This window comes from Hamadaea sp. NPDC050747, assembly GCF_040654195.1.
In the GTDB taxonomy this organism is placed as follows: domain Bacteria; phylum Actinomycetota; class Actinomycetes; order Mycobacteriales; family Micromonosporaceae; genus Hamadaea.
This window is the reverse complement of sequence record NZ_JBFAHM010000005.1, coordinates 262,240-281,531: the sequence shown is the minus strand read 5'-3', so window position 1 is coordinate 281,531 and position 19,292 is coordinate 262,240. Positions and strand designations below refer to the sequence as shown.

11 protein-coding genes and 1 pseudogene are annotated in these 19,292 nt (G+C 64.2%); 8 read left to right on the top strand and 4 right to left on the bottom strand.

Translation table 11 applies throughout. From position 1 onward, the window contains the following. Positions 1-139: 139 nt before the first annotated feature. The 4 genes from AB0H43_RS13440 to AB0H43_RS13425 form a co-directional block, all read right to left on the bottom strand. Complete coding sequence (locus AB0H43_RS13440; protein WP_359999587.1) at positions 140-2,665, bottom strand: RNaseH domain-containing protein; 2,526 nt, start codon at positions 2,663-2,665, stop codon at positions 140-142. After that, entirely contained in the window at positions 2,656-5,964 is a 3,309-nt protein-coding gene (locus AB0H43_RS13435) for a hypothetical protein (protein ID WP_359999586.1), read from the bottom strand. Before AB0H43_RS13435 ends, AB0H43_RS13440 begins: the two co-directional genes overlap by 10 nt. 2 nt (positions 5,965-5,966) lie before the next feature. Next, positions 5,967-7,133: a hypothetical protein gene (locus tag AB0H43_RS13430; protein ID WP_359999585.1), complete on the bottom strand. Its 1,167-nt coding sequence runs from the start codon at positions 7,131-7,133 to the stop codon at positions 5,967-5,969. A 98-nt stretch (positions 7,134-7,231) separates the two neighbouring features. Beyond that, complete coding sequence (locus AB0H43_RS13425) at positions 7,232-7,996, bottom strand: hypothetical protein (protein WP_359999584.1); 765 nt, start codon at positions 7,994-7,996, stop codon at positions 7,232-7,234. A 537-nt stretch (positions 7,997-8,533) separates the two neighbouring features. On the opposite strand from AB0H43_RS13425, the pseudogene istA reads away from it, so the two are divergent. From istA to AB0H43_RS13385, 8 genes and pseudogenes are all read left to right on the top strand, one after another. Continuing rightward, positions 8,534-9,759, top strand: a pseudogene (istA, locus tag AB0H43_RS13420) (IS21 family transposase). Further along, positions 9,759-10,544 (top strand): IS21-like element helper ATPase IstB, encoded by a 786-nt coding sequence (istB, locus tag AB0H43_RS13415; RefSeq protein WP_359999582.1) that lies wholly within the window; start codon positions 9,759-9,761, stop codon positions 10,542-10,544. Before istA ends, istB begins: the two are co-directional and overlap by 1 nt. A 269-nt stretch (positions 10,545-10,813) precedes the next feature. Beyond that, positions 10,814-11,344, top strand: a complete 531-nt coding sequence (locus tag AB0H43_RS13410) for a hypothetical protein (RefSeq protein ID WP_359999580.1) — start codon at positions 10,814-10,816, stop codon at positions 11,342-11,344. A gap of 101 nt (positions 11,345-11,445) precedes the next feature. Then, positions 11,446-12,138: a hypothetical protein gene (locus tag AB0H43_RS13405; protein ID WP_359999579.1), complete on the top strand. Its 693-nt coding sequence runs from the start codon at positions 11,446-11,448 to the stop codon at positions 12,136-12,138. A gap of 551 nt (positions 12,139-12,689) precedes the next feature. Continuing rightward, positions 12,690-13,784 (top strand): hypothetical protein, encoded by a 1,095-nt coding sequence (locus tag AB0H43_RS13400; RefSeq protein ID WP_359999577.1) that lies wholly within the window; start codon positions 12,690-12,692, stop codon positions 13,782-13,784. Between the two features lie 33 nt (positions 13,785-13,817). Then, entirely contained in the window at positions 13,818-16,265 is a 2,448-nt protein-coding gene (locus AB0H43_RS13395) for an AAA family ATPase (RefSeq protein ID WP_359999576.1), read from the top strand. Positions 16,266-16,871: 606 nt separating this feature from the next. After that, entirely contained in the window at positions 16,872-18,344 is a 1,473-nt protein-coding gene (locus AB0H43_RS13390) for a hypothetical protein (protein WP_359999575.1), read from the top strand. A gap of 618 nt (positions 18,345-18,962) precedes the next feature. Continuing rightward, complete coding sequence (locus AB0H43_RS13385) at positions 18,963-19,265, top strand: hypothetical protein (protein ID WP_359999574.1); 303 nt, start codon at positions 18,963-18,965, stop codon at positions 19,263-19,265. Positions 19,266-19,292 lie beyond the last annotated feature (27 nt).

Genomic DNA, 19,292 nt, shown 5'->3' with positions numbered 1-19,292 from the left:
ACTGGCCATGGTCGCTTCTAGTAGTTGCCGGGACGTATGGCTCGGGAGAGGATCCTTGGTATTAGGGGTTCGAGTCAGGTCAGAAATTCGCGGTGGGATGCGTCGCAATCATCCCACCGGCGTCCGCATGACGCGATGTCTAGGACCCTCCGCTGTCCTCGTCGTCAGATCGGAAATAGGGGTGGGTCTTGTCTGCCAGTCTTGCGAGGTGCAGCGGCATCGGGGCTTCGGTTTGATCATCCCAATGCAGGGGGCGATCGCAGAGGCGTGCGGTGAGCGTTACCAGTTGCCGCTCGGTCCAGCCGCCGTGCTGAGCAACGACAATCTCGGTCCCGTTGAATGCGTGCCGATCTTTCTCTATCAGGTAGCGAAGGTCGTCGGGCAGCGTCCATGGCGTGTGGGCTGCCCCGATGGTTCCCCCGAATGCGCGGAAGCCCCGTGACGATTTAGCGAGCAGCCAGATGTCTGTTCCAGGCAGGCGGTATAGGTAGCGGTCAGGGCGTGACGGCGTGCCGGGGTCCGCTGATTGCTTGCCATGGTCTCGGTGGACGGGTCTGGCGACTTCGTCGTTGGTGTTCACGCGCACGATCGCTACATCCCGGGCGGCGGACAACGTCAGGCCGGGCAGCAGTGCATCGGCGAAGCTGTGATTCTGCAGTCCTGGATAGATGGTGCGCATGGAGGCGGCGTCGGCGAAAAGCACGGCATGCCCGGGTGGGAGCGCGTCGAGCAAGGATTCCATGTGCATGCGGGTGGCGACGGCCTTGTCACCTGACCGCCCGTGGCCTGTGGAACCGATCGGTCCGGCGTGAAAGTCGGCGATGCCTTCCGGCTGCCACAGCCACCGCTGGGCGGAATCGCTCCACATCCGCACGACCCAGCTGGCGACCGGGTCTCGGAAGGTCTGGATCGCGACCGCCGTGGTGACAAGCCGTGGAGGCACTCCTTCCCTGCCGGAATGCTGAAGCCGCGCGTGGATACCGACCAGGTGAACGGTTTCGTGGGTCGTGTTGTCGTAGAGATCGCCGATGAGGTCGGTGGAAAGTTTCGGATGCACAGTCCCGCACATCCGTAGTAGCAGGTCTGCGTTAGCCGCTACGGCTGGATGGTCGGTCGGCTTTGCCTCTTGTCGTTCCTTGGCGCGTTTCGAGGCGCGTTTCGGTTTCGCATCGGGCGGTGCGGTGGCGAGGAACTGCGTGCTGACGCCCATCTTGGCCAAGGCGCCTCTGAGTATCTGCTTCGCGTCGTCTTCTGGGCGTGCCTTGGGGTCGAACACGGTTTCCAGCCAGGCGACCACGATTCCCGGTTCGCCGCTGATGGCCGACTTCAGATCGCTGAGGGCAGCGCTGCGGTCATGGTTGCCGTGTTTGAGTAGATCTGTGCAACGGTGCATCGAAACCGCGAGGCGTGCGTTGACGAGCTGAGTTTCCCCGTCCTGGAGCTGGATGCCACCCGGAACCATGGCCGACAGCTGTGCGGTCATGCGGTCTCGGGCTTCCCGAGAGTCGTAGAGGCACAGTATGCGCAGGCGAGCGCGGCCTGCAGCGGTCACCGTGGCGGCGAGGGTTTCGAGGGAGACCGTCGCGCGTGTCGCCTTGTCATGGTCGACGGGAATCCCGAGGACCTGGCGGACGCTGCTGCCGAGGCGTGTGTTCTTGTCTCGTTCCCAGCGCAGAGGTTGCAGGTTCGGGCAGTGTTGCTCTATGTGCTCGGCGAGCCGCTTCATCACGCGCGCTCCGACGCCCTTGCCGATGGGGTATATCTGCGGGCCGGCGATGAGCGGCCTGACTTTGCCCGGGGACTTGGGGAGTTCTTGGGGCAGACCGAGGTTCTCCATACGACATGCCTCGGCGATCGCTGCCGCGTGGTTGGCGACCTCAGCGATCCAGGTGCCATCTTCTTGCTTGACGTTGCGGGTCTTGAGGCGAAGGACTGGCAGGCCTTTCGCTTCCTGTTTGATCCAGGCCGTTTTGGCTCCGGCCCACCGGTCGCCGATGCGAGACAGGTGCGCGTCGAAGCTGATGCACAGGTCGCCGATGGTGGGCAGGGTAAAGAACCGTGCTGTGACCCGGAGCATCGCGTGGGCGGTCCAGTCGTCCCAGGTGTTGGTCACTAGGTTGTCCCAGCCGACCAGCGATCCGTCGGTGTCGAGAGTCAGGTCGATGCTCTGATCGCCTCCCAGGCGCAGGCGTTTGGCCAGGCTTTGCATGATCTTCCATGTGGCTGTGTCGTAGAGCCATCCTGGTGCCGTCGCTGTGCCGGAAGGGGAAGTGGCGATGTAATCGATGAAAGGCCGATTGTCGACGTCGGGAAGATACTGACTGAGGCTGTCACGGTCCTCACCTCCGCGCTCGAGCCGTTCCCAGGTTCGCAGACACGTCCTGATCTTGTGGCCTTCGAAGGGTTTCGTGGACAGCAGGATGCCCTTGACCCCGGCGGCTTTGTCCTTCGCGGTTAGGCCGTATCCGTCGGTGATCCTGACAGGCTGGCCGTGGGCGGCGGTGAGACCGGTGAGCAGCTGACTGTAGGCGGGTGGGCGTCCTTTCTTGCGGGGCATCTGCCGCCAGGCGTCTTCGAAGTCGCTGGTCCATGGGTAGGCAGCGACGTTGCCGAGAATGGAGTCGATGTGTACGGCCGGGATCCGGTATCCCAGGGTCAGGAGCATGTTGCTTCCTCCGGCACTGTCGTGAGCTGCACCTCGCTGTGGGCGAAGCGGAAGAACTCTGCCAGCGTGGTGCCGTAGAGGTCTTCCATGCGTTCGAGGACGCCAGTCTGCTGCCAGTGGTCACGCAGTTCGAGGACAAGTTGTGCGAACGTGGGTCCGCCTTCAGGATCGAGAAAAGCCCCGTCGGCGAGATAGATCGTCGCTGGTGTCCCGCCGCGGCGCGCCCGGCCGACGAGCTGGATGATTCCGTTCATGATCGCGGCTGTGATCGCGAGCCGCACGGTCTTGGGCATGGTGCGGAAGAAGGGCAAGCTGGTGACGATCTGTTCGAGGTAGTAGCCGGCGTCGAGTTTGCGTTCTTCCAGGACGTCGGCAGGGTGTAGATGGGGCAAGTCGGCGAGCAGCGTGTCTGCTGGGTCCGCGGCGAGGGCGTGAGCGTTGACGTGGGCGATAAGCTCGGCTGGCTCGTCGATGAGCGGCACGGGCCGAACCAGCAGCCAGATAGATCCCAGGGCTGACTTGTCCTCGTCGCCGATGATGTTGACGCCGCGCTGGACCCGGGCAAGCGGGGCTATGAGGATGTCCGCCTCGGCGCGACTGGGGAACTCCTCGAGCCGGTCGGCGGCCAGTTCCCACCAGCTTTCGCCAGCGGTTTCCTCGCTGCCCTGTTCACCGATGTCTGGTCGGGACCGGGGCCGGACCGCTAGGCAGATCCGGGAAGGGTGGACTCCCGCTTTCACCAAGCCCTCAGCGACTCGCCGGGCACCGTCGTAGGAGGTTGTTGCCAAGAGGATCCGCGCGCGGCCCGGGTCCTCGTTGGCCAGCCGGATCAGCTCGCTCTCCAACCGCGATGACCACAGCCCTTCGGCCAGCGTGCGTAGGGCGTCGTCGCGTTGGCGCCCTTCACTGCCTGACACGCGCACGACCCTGCGCTGCCCCTTGATGACCTTGGTGAGGCGGGCAGGATGGATCGTGACGCCGCCGGCGACGTCGTCGGCCACCCACCACTCGGGGTCGACATGGACGTGGTGGTGCGGCGCCATCGGGAAGTATGCGGTGGCCGAGAGACCTAGGACCGCTCGCCGGGTCTGGGCGTGGCAAAGAGCGGTGATGTCGCCGAGCGTAGTTGTGTAGACGTGGGGATCTCCACCGAAGGCTGCAACGTTAAGCCGCGCCGGCGCACGCCCGGCGGGGTCGACGTGCTGGCTGAAGGCGAACAGCAGACGTCCAAGCGGGCCGTTGGGCAGCGCGCGCCAGCGGCTGTAAGGGCCGAATGTTTCGGCGATTTCGCGTGCGGCGTCGACGCCGGCCGAGGCCAGATGTGGGGCGTCATAGACGAAACGGCGAAGATGTTGGCGCAGCCGTTCCAGAAAGGCTCGTTGGAGGATCCTGTTAAGGGCCTTGGCACGTGCCACGTCGTCCGGTATCAGCGCGCGGAGCGCTCCGGCGAGCGCGTCGCGGGCGTCCTCCACGGAGTACTCGGCTCCGACGGTGAGCATCTGGGCAATCACCATGCGGATCGCGGTGAACTCCGGTGGTTCGTCCGGCTGCGGCGGGTCGTCGCTGCCAGGGAACAGCGAGCGGAAGCCTGAGATCATCTGCATGGTTAAGGGTTCACCGGCGGCGAGTCCGAACAGTTGGGCTGTCAGCGTGCCGTCCCAGCGACGCGGGACGGTCCAGTACCTACCGGCGCCTCGGCGCGCTTGCGGGCCGCCGATGCCGATGATTCGGTCGTCGATAGCGGCGGTGTACTCCACCGCGAGGAATTTCATGTGATGCAGCTTGCTGTTGGCTCGGCGCTCGACCTTCCGGTTGATCTTTCCGCTGGCCGGCACGAATTGGGTTTCGAGAGAGTGCAGAGGGCTTTCCAGACTGCCTCGGCGATTGAGCAGCAGTCCGCGGGCCGCTTCACCAAGTACCGTTGCCTGGAACGCGTCGACTTCGTCGATGATGACGGCGTGGCTGCGGCGAAAGACGAGTTCTTCCACCGTCATCTTGTCCGTGATCCCCCGCTCGTCGGTAACCGGAATTTGCAGGCGCCCACGGTGCAGGTTCGCGTGGCTGGTGATGATCAATGAAGCCGAGGTCGCGGCCCGGGCAAGGCGGAACTTGCCGCAGGTGGTGCGCCATGGGCAAGCGTAGGGTTTGCCGTTGCCACCGTCGGCGTACAGCGCGACGCAGGGCTCTTCACCAGGTGTCCAGGTGTCGACCGCGCGTTCGCTCTCGGCGGCCGCGGCCAGTGCGCAGCCGTAGCCAAGCCGTTCCAGTGTCCAGGACCCGTCCGGGTCCCAACGAGGCTTTTGCAGGTTGACTTTGCGGGTTAGCTCGAAGATGCCCGACGGTGACATCAATGGAGTGACCTGCGAGGCGCTGCCGAACGGTGCGAGGTCCTGCTCGATGGCACGAGCCAGCTTGAGCACGTCGGCATTGGTTGGGACCGCGATCGTCAACACGATGCCGTTGAGCACTGCCCAGCAGCCGATCACTTCCATAATTACGCTCTTGCCGATGCCCGTCGGGGCGTTGATTAAGCGCAGATCGCCAGCGGTGAGACGCAGCGCATCCGATAGCGACATCAGTCCGTCACGGTGGCGCAGCCGGCGAATCAGTCGCTCCACGTTCTGTGCCCGGTAGGCGGTGCCGTCGCTACGGATCTCGTCGATCTTTTGAGCCAAGGTCCGGAGGTCTTCCAGCGGGATGAGGACCTCGTCCATCTGCGGGGAAGTGACCACGACCGGCGCCTCGGCGGCGGCAGGCAGCGGATTGTTGGCGTAGACGGGAATCCGATAGTGCTGGTCGATGACCTTTCCACGTCCGCCGCTTCCGGCCGGTGTACGAGTGGTGCTGTGGTAGGTCCCCGGGCCGGCGATCCGCATCCTGCCGCGTCCCGCCTTACTCACGGCGGCCAGTTCTTGGAGGGCGTCGTCGACGAACTGTCGCAGATCGGTGCCCGGCGAGCAGGAGATGTAAAGCTCGAGTCCGGCATCTTCGACCAGGCTGCATCCGGATATTCCGTCCGACAGACCATCACGCAGGTCGCGCAGGACGTGTTCGCCGTCAGCCATGGCCGCAGGCCGGATGCGCAGGAGCCGGGCGATGGTGATGGCGTCGGAGTCCGGCAGCGCTCGCCAACCTGGCCAGACGTCGACGTGACCGTCGAGAATGAACGCGACGTCGCGGCTGGACACTGTGTAGGTGTTGCCGTCGATCGATCGGGGGAGGTGCAGGGCAGCGAGCCCGATCGCAGCCCGATACATCAGCAGCGATGTCTGTGACAGTTCCTTTTGTCGCACGTTCATCGCTATGCACCTGCCTGGCTGTACTCGCGCAGGACTTCCTTGTACAGCTCGTTCTCGGTCAACACTCTTTGCGGAATCCTTCCCCGAAGCCCGTTCGCCTGGCCGGCATGGCTTTGCGGCAATACAAGATGGGTCGCCTTCAGCGGTTTGTCTTCCAAGTGCCGGAGAAGCCCGCCGACGCTGTTGTGCTCCTTGACGTCGGCTTCCCACCGCCCGTCGGCTATATCAAGATCGCATCTGTCGAAGCCCGGGTAGAGCACCACCGGAACGCCATGGCCATCAAGTGCTGTCCACATCCTCAGTTCGCTCGCACCGGGTACCACGATGAACCGCCACACCGGCTCGTCCACCTGGATGGCTCCATCTGCCGGTTGGGCCGCCGGGATCTGTGGCTCGTACGCCACTGAACGGAGGTGTCCATCGGGGTCAGTCGGCAGCAGGTGAAGCCGGCCGGGTGTGTCGACGATCTGGAAGACGGCCCGGTGGTGTCGGTACGCGCACCGGGCCATGTGTGCCTCGACCGCCATGGGCCACCGGCAGACCGGACAGGGCCACCACCAGACTCCGTCACGATTGCGATAGAGCTTGCTCGACGGCATCGGGATGTACCGCGCGAGGCGTTGGGCGCCGGCCATATTGCAGGCGTCGGCCACCTCCTCTTGGTGACCGGCAGGATGCTCCACGATGAAACGCCGGTTGACGGTATACGCCAGCGGGTCACCCGATTTGCGCAGCGCGCCGAACACCTGCTCCTCGACATCGTTGGCGCGCATCCACGCCCACGACGGCAGCCAGTCTCGAGCCGGGTCGCGTCCCGCCATCACGCCGCAGATGTAGTCGGAACCGACGTCGTACGCGTCGTCCGAAAGCGCATCGCCGGCAGTGAGCAACACCAGGTCATCCAACGCAGGGTCGGCACTCTCGCCCGCCAGGGATGCAGGCCACAGATTCCGCATCGGCTGTCGCAGCAACCGGACAAGGTCCATGGGCGTGACCGGTCCTCGACCAGGTCCGTGCTCGAACATGATCACCCCGGTCATCCGGGCGAGTTCCTCGACAGCGCGTAGCTCATGTGATCGCGCGGACCATGCGAATGCTGCACGAAGCGCCGCGGTAGTGATACGCGAACGGGTTTCGAATTCGTCGGTGGCGGCGCTCTCTATGATCATTCCGATGTACTCCGTTCGAATACGACTGAGCCGACCTCGGAAGCTAGCAACACCCCCCGACAAAATCGCGGTCACCCTCGAATCGAGTCATCCGAAATTCACACGGCGGAGCCCCTCGCGTCGCGCTCACATTGGAGCTGGCGCCGGAAGCCCGCTCGCAAATCACTCACTTGCTGACGCGCGAGCGTGTGAAAGAATTGCTCGATAGGCCATCGAATGCACCAGCCCAGCCGTGTCTGATACAGCGCAACTGATCGAATGCCTAGATCGTCGTCATAGTCCAGCAGGGCATAGCCGGCGAGCTGCCAGATTGCCTGGTCGCTGAGGAAGTCCGGACGGGACGAAGCCTTCATTTCCAAGAGCACATCGCCCACGAGAAGATCACCGTCGGCACCCCCGACATCGGACGACCCGGCGAACTCCGGGCCACTTACGCAGTCCTGCTGCGCGACGTCGTCGCGCAGGTCGCCCAATGCCCGCTCGGCAAGCCGAACCTGGACCTGCAGGTCACGCACTGCCTCATCGGGAACCACCCGCAGCAAATCGCCCACCTGGCACAGCGCAGGATCACGCAGCGGGGACGCCGCCATCACACATCCGTCGCGATAGGTTCGCTCGTACCAGGAAAGAGCGACGCACATCCGGTCGAGACGCGACTCAACCCCGGTGGGCAACGTCCACGATCTCCCGCGGACGCTCGATCCCTGATCTTCGGTCAACGCGAGGAACTCGGCTTCAAGCGCCCGTCCGAGCTGCTCGATACCGCGTCCCAGCAGTACGCCTGCCGTCCGAATGCCCAGGTGCACCGAGGAAGGGACCCGGCTGACGGTGAAGGCCGACCGAATGCGGAGATCGATCGCCATTCCAAGAACGTCCCAACCGACAGTGCTCGATGCCGGAAGAACAGGTCGATGCACCCGCCAGGTAGGCAGAGCCCGCCGGTACATCGCACGAAGACCGGCGGTCCCCGCCAGCTGTCGTCTCAGCCAAACTGCCGAGGCATGCCGGTCGTCCTCAAGAAGAGACGTCAAACTCACCATCGCAGCGTACGACCGCGACCAAGCGTTGGCAGCGAACACAACTCGGCCCGGTCCACGCGGGTGTCCACAGCGCATCAACGCCGCGTACCGCCGCTAACGGCGACCGCCAGCCGCAGATCACATGCGGAACCTACTACGCCCATTGACGCTAGCCCGCAGCTTGCGGGCACCGCGTTCATGCGGGCTGTCGGCTGTCACGGTCGCATGTCGCATGTCGCATCCATGGTCCTACATAGGAGTCCCCCGCCAACCGGGGCAGGCTCGGCAGAATCTTGCCGCGAGCCGGTGTCGGCGCCGGTTGAAAAATGACCCCTGTTGGGTTCCGGTTGAAAAGTGACCCCTTCTCGCGAGCATGAGGAGGTGTTGAGCGTGGAGGACTGGGCGGAGATTCGCCGGTTGCACCGGTCTGAGGGTTTGCCGATCAAGGCGATCGCTCGCCGGTTGGGATCTCACGGAACACGGTGCGTAAGGCGGTGGCATCGGTTGAGCCACCTCGATATCAGCGCAAACCGGCCGCGTCGATCGTGGATCCGGTCGAGCCGCAGATCCGGTCGTTGCTGCAGCAGCATCCGGACCTGCCATCGACGGTGATCATGGAGCGGATCGGCTGGACGCGCGGCAAGACGGTGCTGTTCGATCGGATCGCGCAGTTGCGGCCGTTGTATCGGCCGGTCGACCCAGCGTCGCGGACCCAGTACGAGCCTGGCGGGCTGGCGCAGTGTGATCTGTGGTTCCCGCCGGTGGATGTGCCGTTGGGCTTCGGTCAGCTCGGGCGGCCACCGGTACTGGTGATGGTGACCGGCTACTCGCGGATCATCGCCGCGGTGATGATCCCGACCCGGCAGGCAGCCGATCTGCTGGCCGGGCACTGGCGGCTGCTGTCCGGATGGGGCAAAGTTCCACGCGTTTTGGTGTGGGACAACGAATCGGCCGTCGGCAAGTGGCGTGAGGGACGGCCTGTGCTGACGCAGGACATGAACGCCTTCCGTGGCAGTTTGGGCATCCGCGTGGTGCAGTGCCGGCCCCGTGACCCGGAAGCCAAAGGCCTCGTCGAGCGGGCCAACGGCTATCTGGAAACCTCGTTCCTGCCAGGTCGGGCGTTCACCTCGCCTGCGGACTTCAACAGCCAGCTCGACACCTGGCTGCAGCGGGCCAACCAGCGTCAGCACCGGCGCATCGGCTGCCGTCCAGTCGACCGGTGGCCGGCGGATCTGGCCGCGATGCTGGACCTGCCACCGGTCGCGCCTGCGGTCGGGTGGCGAACCTGCACCCGGCTGGGCCGCGATCACTATGTCCGGCTGGACGCCAACGACTACTCGGTGCACCCGTCGGTGATCGGCCGCCGGGTCGACGTCACCGCCGACCTCGAGCAGGTGACCGTCACCGCAGCCGGCGCCCCGGTGGCCCGACATGAGCGCTGCTGGGCCAAACACCAGACCATCACCGACCCCGGCCATCGCACCGCCGCGGCGATCCTGCGCCAGCACATCAACACCGAACCGGGCGAACAGACAGCTGTGCAGTATCGGGACCTGACCGACTACGACCGCATCTTCGGCACCCACGATCTGCAGGCGGTGGCGTGATGGCTGCCAAAGCCCATCGTGATGTGACCTCAGAGCTGGCGTTCCTCACCCGGGCGTTGAAAGCACCATCGCTGGCCGCCGCTGTTCCCCGCCTGGTCGAGCGGGCCACGGCAGAATCCTGGAGCCACGAGGAGTTCCTGGCCGCCTGCCTTCAGCGGGAGGTCGCCGCCCGCGAGTCCCACGGCGGTGAAGGCCGCATCCGAGCCGCCCGGTTCCCCGCCCGCAAATCCCTCGAAGAGTTCGACTTCGACCATCAGCGGTCGGCTGACCGCAAGGTGATCGCGCACCTGGGCACCCTCGACTTCGTCGTCGCGAAAGAGAACGTGATCTTCCTCGGCCCGCCCGGCACCGGCAAGACCCACCTGGCGACCGGGCTGGGTATTCGCGCCTGCCAAGCTGGACACCGCGTCGCGTTCGCCACCGCATCGCAGTGGGTGTCCCGGCTGGCCGAAGCTCACCAGGCCGGCCGCCTGCAGGACGAGCTGATCAAACTCGCCCGCATCCCGCTGCTCATCGTCGACGAAGTCGGCTACATCCCGTTCGAAGCCGAAGCCGCGAACCTGTTCTTCCAGCTGGTGTCCAACCGCTACGAACGAGCCTCGCTCATCGTCACCAGCAACAAACCGTTCGGCCGCTGGGGAGAGGTCTTCGGCGACGACGTCGTAGCCGCAGCCATGATCGACCGGCTCGTCCACCACGCCGAGGTCATCAGCCTCAAAGGCGACAGCTACCGACTCAAAGACCGCGACCTCGGTCGCGTCACCAACGCCAAAAACAACAACTAGCGAAGGTGGTCACGATTCAGCCGGAAAATCAGCTCACGATTCGAGCGGCGTTGACAGCCGGTCAAAGCGGTGATGTATGGCGCGGCCGAGCAAGCCCATCCACTGACCAGGCAGCATCTTCAGGGGAGCCGACAAGCCGCAAAATTGCGGCCCAGGGAGTCGGTCGGCTCGGATTGTCCAGCCGATGACATACGGGAGCTTCAGTGGATCTTCGCGTGTTGTATGTTGACGCGCCAGGACCGCGATCTGACCATGCAAAGGACTGCCCGATGACGATGTACACCGTCAGCATTACACCGGACGACCCCGGCTTCGCCGTGACCACGATTCGACTGGATATCACCGAGGCGGCTGCCACGATCCGCGAGCTGCGGTTGACTCCAGGAGACAACGACGCCCTGGTCCCGAGTGGCCTGCCTGTGCTCGACCTTGGTCAACTGGTGGCCGCCGTCGCTGCCGCCGTCCTACCCGGATCTGTTCCTGTGAGCGCTCCGGTGCCAGTAGCGCCCATCACCGAGCGCAAGCCAGAACGCCAGGCGGCCGGCAAGGCTACCGACAAGCCAAACCGCGCCAATAAGTCGGCGAGCAAGAAGCAGACGCCGGCCCGCGTGAACAAGGCTCCCGCCGTCACATCTGCTGGCGGCGGGCGGACTTATCGGCGTGTGCCCGACGACTTCGACCAGGTGCTGCGGCAGGCCGGGGGAAACGCCGCTGTCATCGCCGACCACTACGACGTACCCCGCCACACTGCCTATAGCTGGATTCGCAGCGCACGCAAGCGCTCTGAGCCAACGAGTTAACGAGACGCTCAGCACGCTGGCACGACCCGCATCTCGGTGCCGGAACCCTGGGTCGACCGTTGCGGCGATCGGGCGGCGAAACCTCGATGACGTGGCTTGGGATGGACGCTGTCGACATCTTCAGGCGGCAGCGCCACCGCACCACCATCATCGGTGTCGAACTCACCTCCTCCGCTCGCGGCTATTGTCGACGACAGCTTTGGGTGACCCATTGTCCTTGTCATCGACAAGTAGGGCGGTGGAGCGTGCGTTCGTGGATCGTGGAAGTTGAGTACGAGGGCTTGATCGCCGAAGTGATGTTCGGCGAGGGTGACCTGCTGACACACGTTGGGGCCAAGTCGGGTTGGGCCCGCCAAGATACACATCGCAGCTGTTTCACGTTCGATGTTGCCGCCCGGGACGCGGTGGATGCCTTCGACCGCGTCGGCGCTCTGGCTTATCAAGCAGCTGGCGTTGTGGCCGCCCGCGGCGGGCCGGCGCTGCGCCCTGTGCGCATGCAAATCGGAACGGCCAGCGACATGGCGATGGCCACATTCGGCGACCGAGTGCCCTTGGTCGGCTACGCCGACATCGCGGAGCTCGGCGGATTCTCTCGCCAGTACGCACGCCAGCTAGCGACCAAAGCCGACTTCCCTCCCCGGGTCGGCACGGTGTCCGGCGCACCAGTGTACGTACTGTCTGAGGTCGAGACATATCTGCGTAGCATCGGCAAGCTCGCCAACCCTCGCGAGAACCTCGCCTGGATCTTCGATGAACAGGTCGCCGCACTGCCGCCAATCAACTCGGACAGATGACGCCGTCGAGTCGCGGCGCAGCGGCAAACCAACCGCGTTGCAACCTGCATCCCGGCTTCGATACCCGGCGCCATTGTCTGCTCGGCGATCGTCATCGGCACCGGCCGTCCCGACTCCGACATCCTCGCAAGAACGACTTAGTTGTCTATGTATTTCAAGATCGAGGAGCAGTGCACCAGTTGCGATGTCTGAGAATGTGAAGGTGGCGCGACACGGCTTTTGACTTGCAGTCTTCGGACCGCCACTCCATACTGATTCCGGCTGTCGTCCAATTGATCAACCCGCTTTTGTCAGTGCGGGATGGTGTACTGGACCAACCGATCAGGCGTCTTCTGGTGAGATGGGCCTACGCTGCAGCGAGCGGCGCCCGACTCGACCAGGATCCCACGGGACCCGCGTAGGTGGGACGTCGGCTCGGATCGCTGCCAGCCGCAACGTTGAGGAGTTTCGGCCGCGCTTTGTGCAGCGTCGGCCCTCCGTCGTGAGCGGCTGGTCGAGGTGGTTTGTGCGCAGCGATGCTATGGTGCCGTGCCGAATGGGCAGGCGGCGCTATGTTTGATCTGAGTGCGCTCCGCGCCAATCCGATCACAGCAGCCGATACGGACGCCACCCCGCCGGAGTCGATGCTCGACAGTCTGAGCGGCAAGGTCATCGCCTTCGCAGTGCAGGGGGTTCCCTCGTTGCGACTGCCGCGCGATTCTCAATCCCTCGCCAACCTGTGGAAACTGTTGGTCACATGCTCGCCGAACCTCACTGAACGGCATGACGCCGTCTGGACTACCTTGTCCAGAGCGACCTGCCGAATCCCGCTCACTCCAGACCAACATGGCGGCCGACGCCTCGCCTTGGCCGCCATCGTGACCACTTTCGATAGTACACCTGTTCTAGCGATCGTCAAGATTTGCTTCGCACCGTTGAAGTCCCGCCATGGCACGCCGGCCATCGTCGGCGCATCGGCAATCGTTGTCGGCGAAGTCGATGGCATGGCTGAGGCGCTGGAGGAGATTTATCGCGAGGCGACGCCGGAGGCCCAGGCCGCAGTCCGCAAATCAGGAGCCCGGGCCGTATGGCTCGGCGGATCCAGCATGGCGGATGCGACGAACCCGCACTGGCGCAAGCATGTGGAGGCCCTAGGAGCGGTATTGGGTCTGGCAGTCGAGATCATCGTGGAGCCGGCAAGGCACATGCGCAGGGTGCAGACCGCATGGGGCAGTCAGGCTCCCCCTGAGTACCTGCTTGTGTGGCAGGCTGGCGCCCGCGGTTCGGAGGAATTGGTCCATTCGTTCAAGAAGATGCGCCCTGACGGCGAGGTCATCCCCTTGGCCGAGCCCGACATCACGAACGCTCTGCTCGAATCTCGCCTGGCCTTGATCAGCCTCGGGCTGCCCGACCACATGCCCGCCGCCGAGCCCAACCGCACACCGCCAGTCCCCGGCGACGAGCGGTTCTACATTAAGACCGGTGGATCCAAGACTGGCGACATCCTGCTACAGCAGCCCGACTGCGGGCACAGCAGATGGGGCAGCGACGCCAAGCGCAGGGCCCCGCGGGCGCTGATGGGCGTCGAACGACTCGAGGGCGTTCGGCCCAAGAATCTGTACCTCTGCGAGCGATGTACCAAGCACCGGTGGCGTGCGAAGTTCTAGTTTGCGCTCCCACACACATACATAGGTGAAGCCATGTCCGACACCGTCGTCGACCTCGTGCAGGCCAGCCTGAACGACTCGGCGCTCACAACTGCTGCCCGACGCTACGCGTTAGCGGCCGTCATGGGAACTGATGCCCTTGCCCAGGCAATATCCACACCCGACAGGCCAATCGAAACCGACAACTCCGCCGACACGGCTGAGCAGACCGCGCGTCAGTTCTGGCTGTGCAGCGTTACCGTCGCTGGGTTCCGCGGCGTGGGAGCCAGACAGACCCTAACTCTGGCACCCGGCCCCGGATTGACGCTGGTGACCGGACGCAACGGCTCCGGAAAATCTAGTTTCGCCGAAGCGATCGAGGTTGCCTTGACCGGCCAGCACGCACGCCTCAAGGAGAGCCCAGCAGACTGGCGCAAGCAGTGGCGCAACATTCACAACAGCACACCACCCGAGGTAACGGTCGACCTGCTCGTCGATGGGGACGAGCGGCCCCTGACCATCCGGCGTCAGTGGACCGGGAAAGCAATCGAGCAGGCGGAGTCCACCGTCGAATGGGCCGGTGTACCGGCAGGTGGCCTTGAACAGCTTCGCTGGGATGAGGCCATGACACGCTTCCGGCCGTTCCTGTCCTACGACGACCTCGGAAAGGTCAGCGGCAAACCGAGCACCCCCTTCGACCTCATGCTCAACGTGATCGGACTGACAAGCATCACTAGCGCCCTCACGGCCCTTACCAAGGCTCGGGACACTGTCGCGGAGAAGGCCACGGTCCCATCCGAGACGATCAACCGGCTGCGAGAAGAACTCGAAGCAGCCGACGACAGTCGCGCCAAGTCCGCCTTGAAGCTCCTGCAAGCTGAACGCCTCGACACCGTCGCGCTTGCGCACCTACTGGCCGAACCCGTCGGCACGGTGGACCACTCCACCAGCTCGGTCCTCGGCCGGCTGGCCACGCTCCCCTTACCCGACGAACAGGCGGTCAACGCTGCGGCCCAGCGCCTTCACCGAGCGCAAGGAACGCTCAATAAGGTCAAGGGAACCGATACCGAGCAGGCCATGCAGCTCGTCAGCCTGCTGGAAGCAGCACTTGATCACTACGACCGCCACGGCATGGGCAGCTGCCCAGTCTGTGGCACCGGCGGGCTAGATGATCATTGGCGAGCACGCACCGACGAGCAGGTGGCCAGTCTGCGAAAGCAGGCAGAGACCGCGGTCAACGCGCGCAGGGAAATGCAGGATGCCTTGGCCGCCGCCCACCGGCTGGTCACCCCGCCTCCCGTAGACCTCGCCGCCGTCGCCAACGGCGCCATACCCACAGCCGCCCTCAGGGGCGCCTGGGAGCAATGGGCGACGCTTGCCAAGGAGACCGAGGCACAACGTCTTTCCGACGCGATGCTGGAAGGTCTGCCAACGCTCCTACGCGCGGCACAGACGGTAAAGGATGCGGCCACGGCCCAGTTGCTTACGCGCGAGAACATCTGGCGGCCAGTTGCCGCGCGAATCCAGACGATACTCGACCTGTACAGCACCGCCGAGCAGCACAGACCTATGCACGAGGCTCTCTGTGCAGCCACCGACTGGATGAAAGCAGAGTCAGAGCGCCTGCGCGAAATTCGGTTGGCTCCATTCCGCGACCAGTCCGCACGGATGTGGGCAGAGTTGCGGCATGAGAGTAACGCCGACCTGGGCTCGATTGCGTTCGTCGGCTCAGGAGCTACCAGACGCAAACTCGATGTCACCGTGACGATTGACGGCGAGGCGGGCGCCGTCTCAATGCTCAGTAACGGCGAGATTCACGCTCTTGGCTTGGCGCTGTTCCTACCTCGAAGCACTGCCCCGGAAAGTCCATTCCGTTTCATCGTCATCGACGACCCCGTGCAGGCCATGGACCCAGCCAAGGTCGATGGCCTGGCCCGAGTCCTCCACGCAACTGCCGAAACTCGGCAGGTGGTCGTGTTCACTCACGACGACAGACTATCCAACGCATTGCGCCGCCTCGGCCTTGCCGCCTCCGTGCTCGAGGTCGCGCGTCGCGAAGGCAGCGTCGTGGAGATTATCCCCAACCTCGACCCGATTGCCCGGCATCTCGACGACGCCCGCAGAATCGCCAGGTCCGACCGGCTACCGGCAGATTTCGCAGCATTGACGATCGCCGGCAGCTGCCGCGACGCGATCGAAATCGCCTGCCAGAGAGTTGCGCGCCAGCGGATGCACCTACAGGGCTTAGGCATCGCCGAGGTCGACGACCTACTCATCCGAGCTCAAACAACGAAGAACCGCGTCGCATTGGCCTTGCTAGGCGAAAGCCGCATGGCAGGACAGCTCATGACACACCTATCCCGGACCATCGGCGCACCGTGGGCAGCCGATGTGCTGCGAGCGGTGCGCGAGGGCACCCATCACCCACGTGACCAAGCCGGCCAAATCATCGAGGACAGTCAGCGCCTGTGTAACTTGATCCTGCAGGAGCTAGACAAGTGAAGCATTCTGCATCTGCATGCCGCCCCACTGAGATCAAGCGCGGCCCGGTCCACGACGCGTTAATCTGGGCGGACCATCTACTACGCGAGCCGGATCCCGACACCGCAGGTCTGTGGCCACGCACCGCCGCTCGCCTCATGCGTTTCGCGCTGGAAAGCGCTCTCAGCAACCACTGGCGGCAGCACCGCATCGAAATGTGCCAAGCCCAGCTAACGATGCAACTTCTCATGCTGGAGGCAACCCTCGGACGACAGCAAGCAAGAGGCGCCTACGACTTATGGTCACAGCTGTCTGACGCATCTCACCCCCACCCATACAACCTTGCGCCAACAGCCACAGAACTTCGCCAATGGCACCGGGCCGTAGTCCAGACCGTCCAACTGCTCGCTACCGGACACATGGACCGGTCGGCCTAGGGATTGCCGATCCGGCAAGACGACCTCATAATGCAGAGGAGCGCGCGGTCGGCTATGGGCCTCCGCGTGACGGGTTAACGGCTTTTGCGCGGACGTCAGCGGGAAGTCGGCGGTCCCCATCCGTTCGGCGGGGGGACCGTTCCCCTTCTGAGGGGCTGCTCAAAACATGATGATTGCCTAGGCTGAGCCGATGAAGCCGCCCATGTATCTGACAACGACGCGGCAGTTCGTGAACGTTCAGATTCCGATGGCCGATCTGCGGGTACTCCTCAATCACCCGACGGGCAGGTTGTCGCGTCCATCGTGGCCCGACCCGATCGCGGGCCGCGAGTTCGTTCGCGGCGTCGGCGTCATCGCCGATCTCAATCCGTACCGCTCGCCCGGCCGTCCCGCAGGCTTGGTCGGTATGCATGGAGAACGAAACTATTGTGAAGGCTCGCAACTGTTACGGTTCGTTGACCAGCAGAGCGATGAAGACCTGAGCTGGAGGCTCATACATCGCCGCTTGTTTCACACCGGCGTATCCTGGCGCCTCGACATCGGTCTCACTACGCGCTGGGGCTTCGAAAAGCACGCACCCAGGCACTCGCGAGTCTTCGGGAAGATCGATTCTGCTGCGGCAGCGCGCTTAATGTATGGAGGCCGAAAGCCCACACGCACACTCGGCGAGCGGATATTGCAACGCGCCGTGAAAGTCGGCCACGGCCGCTACATCCTGCACAGCGCCGGTGATGCCGTGGCGAGGCACCTTCTTGCTGCCACCACCGCCAACGGAGCTGGCGAGCAGATGCCGGCGAGTTGGTGGATGGCCAGCGGTCGCCCGTTTGTCCTGGTCGATGAGTACAACGATCGGATACATGATGTCACGGCGAGCGTCGAGACGATACGCATCAGCAAACAAAGCTTCGTATGCGTGTTCCTACAACACGGATACCAGCGCGGCGGATATAGCCGCTCGCTACGGATCTCCATATGGCGGGCATATCAAGAACTGGAAACCCTACGGCAGGTCATACGGGCGTGGCGCGCCCACCCAGCGGACTTCTCCCGATCTTCCCTTCGGGACTACCTAGCCCGGCAGCTGCGGCTCCTGGCGAAGAGAACCCGAAACAACCTCGACCAGACGACACTGTTCTCACTGTTCTCCGACGTCGTCGGATTCGAGGACTCGGATCTATTCGCACTGGCCGATGAAATGCGTCGGTATAGTAAGGGAATCTATCGCAGCCTCACAAGCCTCATCGAATCCCTCGACTCCGCGCGAGCCGACTCGCAACAGCCCGCGCAGGTGACCCACAACTATCTTGTCGTCCGGGGAGGACTTCGTATGCAAGGCGACCGCTACTCCTTCAAGGGCCCAGCAGCCGGGGTCTTCGGTGACGGCAACCAGATCAGCGGCAGCAGCTTTGTCGGACACCAAACCAACGTTTCCCTAGCAACACAGGAGTTACTGCACTCGCTTGAAGAGCTGATTCCAACGCTAACCGAGAAGCGGCGGCGGCGGACCGACGAGGCAGTCACCGAGCTGAAGAACGCCCAGGGCGACCGTCACCGCATCAAAGCAATCCTCGCGAAGATTTCCGCCATCGCCGTGACCGCCGGAGAGCTCGGCGCGCCGGTCATCGAGGCAATTCGGAAACTGGCGGCCGCGCTCGGCATATGAAGGAATGAGCGCGGCGCGTGTCTCCTGTATCCGGCTGAAGCTAGCCGTTCGCTTACGCGACCAGGCCTGATTCTCCGGCCAGATTCGCCAATTGACACATCTGCCGCGTCCGACAGCCGCGGCTGCGTCGACGACCACAAAGTCTCACATGTTGCGGCTTCTCGCCGTCAATGCACAACGCGCGGTTGGACGTTCCCGATGAAAACAATGGCCGGCTTGACGTCCTGGTCAACGGCACACAGAAGTTCGTAGCGCCGTTCCCGCGTACTGAGGCGTGGGCAAGCTTCGGCAGCGCACCGCAAATGCTGCCCGTGACCCTCGCCGCCGGGACGAACACGATCCGCCTGCGCCAGAGCGGGATCGGCTTCACCGAACTCGACTACCTTGACCTCGGAAGAGCTCCGACTCCGGTGTACGCCGCCGAAGCCGCCGTGACGCCGGTCAACGCCGACTTCGACGCGACTGGCGCCACACCAGACCCCGACCGGCTGGGGCACCTGGGCGGGCAGCAGCGGAACCTCCGCCGCCGCCGACTTCACCGAAGCCGGCGGCGTCACCGGGGGCTACCGGCTGACCCAGTACAAGGCGAGCGCCTACGAGGTCTACACCGATCAGACGGTGACTGGCCTGACCAACGGCACCTACACCCTCACCGCACAGGCCGTCGGCGGTGGCGGTCAGAGTGCCGCCTTCCTCAGCGCGAAGAACTACGGCACCGGCGTGGCCGAGCTGATCGCACCGATCCCCGCACTAGGCTGGCCGAACTGGCAAACGATCGTCATCTCAGGCATCTCCGTCACCAACGGCCAGCTGACCATCGGCGTCTACTCCGCCGGCACCGGCGGCCAGTGGCTGTCGATCGACGCCATCACTGTCAGCGCTCACGTAATTCCCCACGCAGCGCGGTTCGCGTTCAGGTAATTGGCCTGGCGCTCACGTAATTCCCCA

What these genes read in the sequence shown, in the direction of transcription:
- AB0H43_RS13440 (WP_359999587.1), bottom strand. Translation starts at nt 2,665, where the DNA reads ATGCTCCTGACCCTGGGATACCGGATCCCGGCCGTACACATCGACTCC.
- AB0H43_RS13435 (WP_359999586.1), bottom strand. Translation starts at nt 5,964, where the DNA reads ATGAACGTGCGACAAAAGGAACTGTCACAGACATCGCTGCTGATGTAT.
- AB0H43_RS13430 (WP_359999585.1), bottom strand. Translation starts at nt 7,133, where the DNA reads ATGATCATAGAGAGCGCCGCCACCGACGAATTCGAAACCCGTTCGCGT.
- AB0H43_RS13425 (WP_359999584.1), bottom strand. Translation starts at nt 7,996, where the DNA reads ATGGCGATCGATCTCCGCATTCGGTCGGCCTTCACCGTCAGCCGGGTC.
- istB (WP_359999582.1), top strand. Translation starts at nt 9,759, where the DNA reads ATGGCTGCCAAAGCCCATCGTGATGTGACCTCAGAGCTGGCGTTCCTC.
- AB0H43_RS13410 (WP_359999580.1), top strand. Translation starts at nt 10,814, where the DNA reads ATGACGATGTACACCGTCAGCATTACACCGGACGACCCCGGCTTCGCC.
- AB0H43_RS13405 (WP_359999579.1), top strand. Translation starts at nt 11,446, where the DNA reads ATGGACGCTGTCGACATCTTCAGGCGGCAGCGCCACCGCACCACCATC.
- AB0H43_RS13400 (WP_359999577.1), top strand. Translation starts at nt 12,690, where the DNA reads ATGTTTGATCTGAGTGCGCTCCGCGCCAATCCGATCACAGCAGCCGAT.
- AB0H43_RS13395 (WP_359999576.1), top strand. Translation starts at nt 13,818, where the DNA reads ATGTCCGACACCGTCGTCGACCTCGTGCAGGCCAGCCTGAACGACTCG.
- AB0H43_RS13390 (WP_359999575.1), top strand. Translation starts at nt 16,872, where the DNA reads ATGAAGCCGCCCATGTATCTGACAACGACGCGGCAGTTCGTGAACGTT.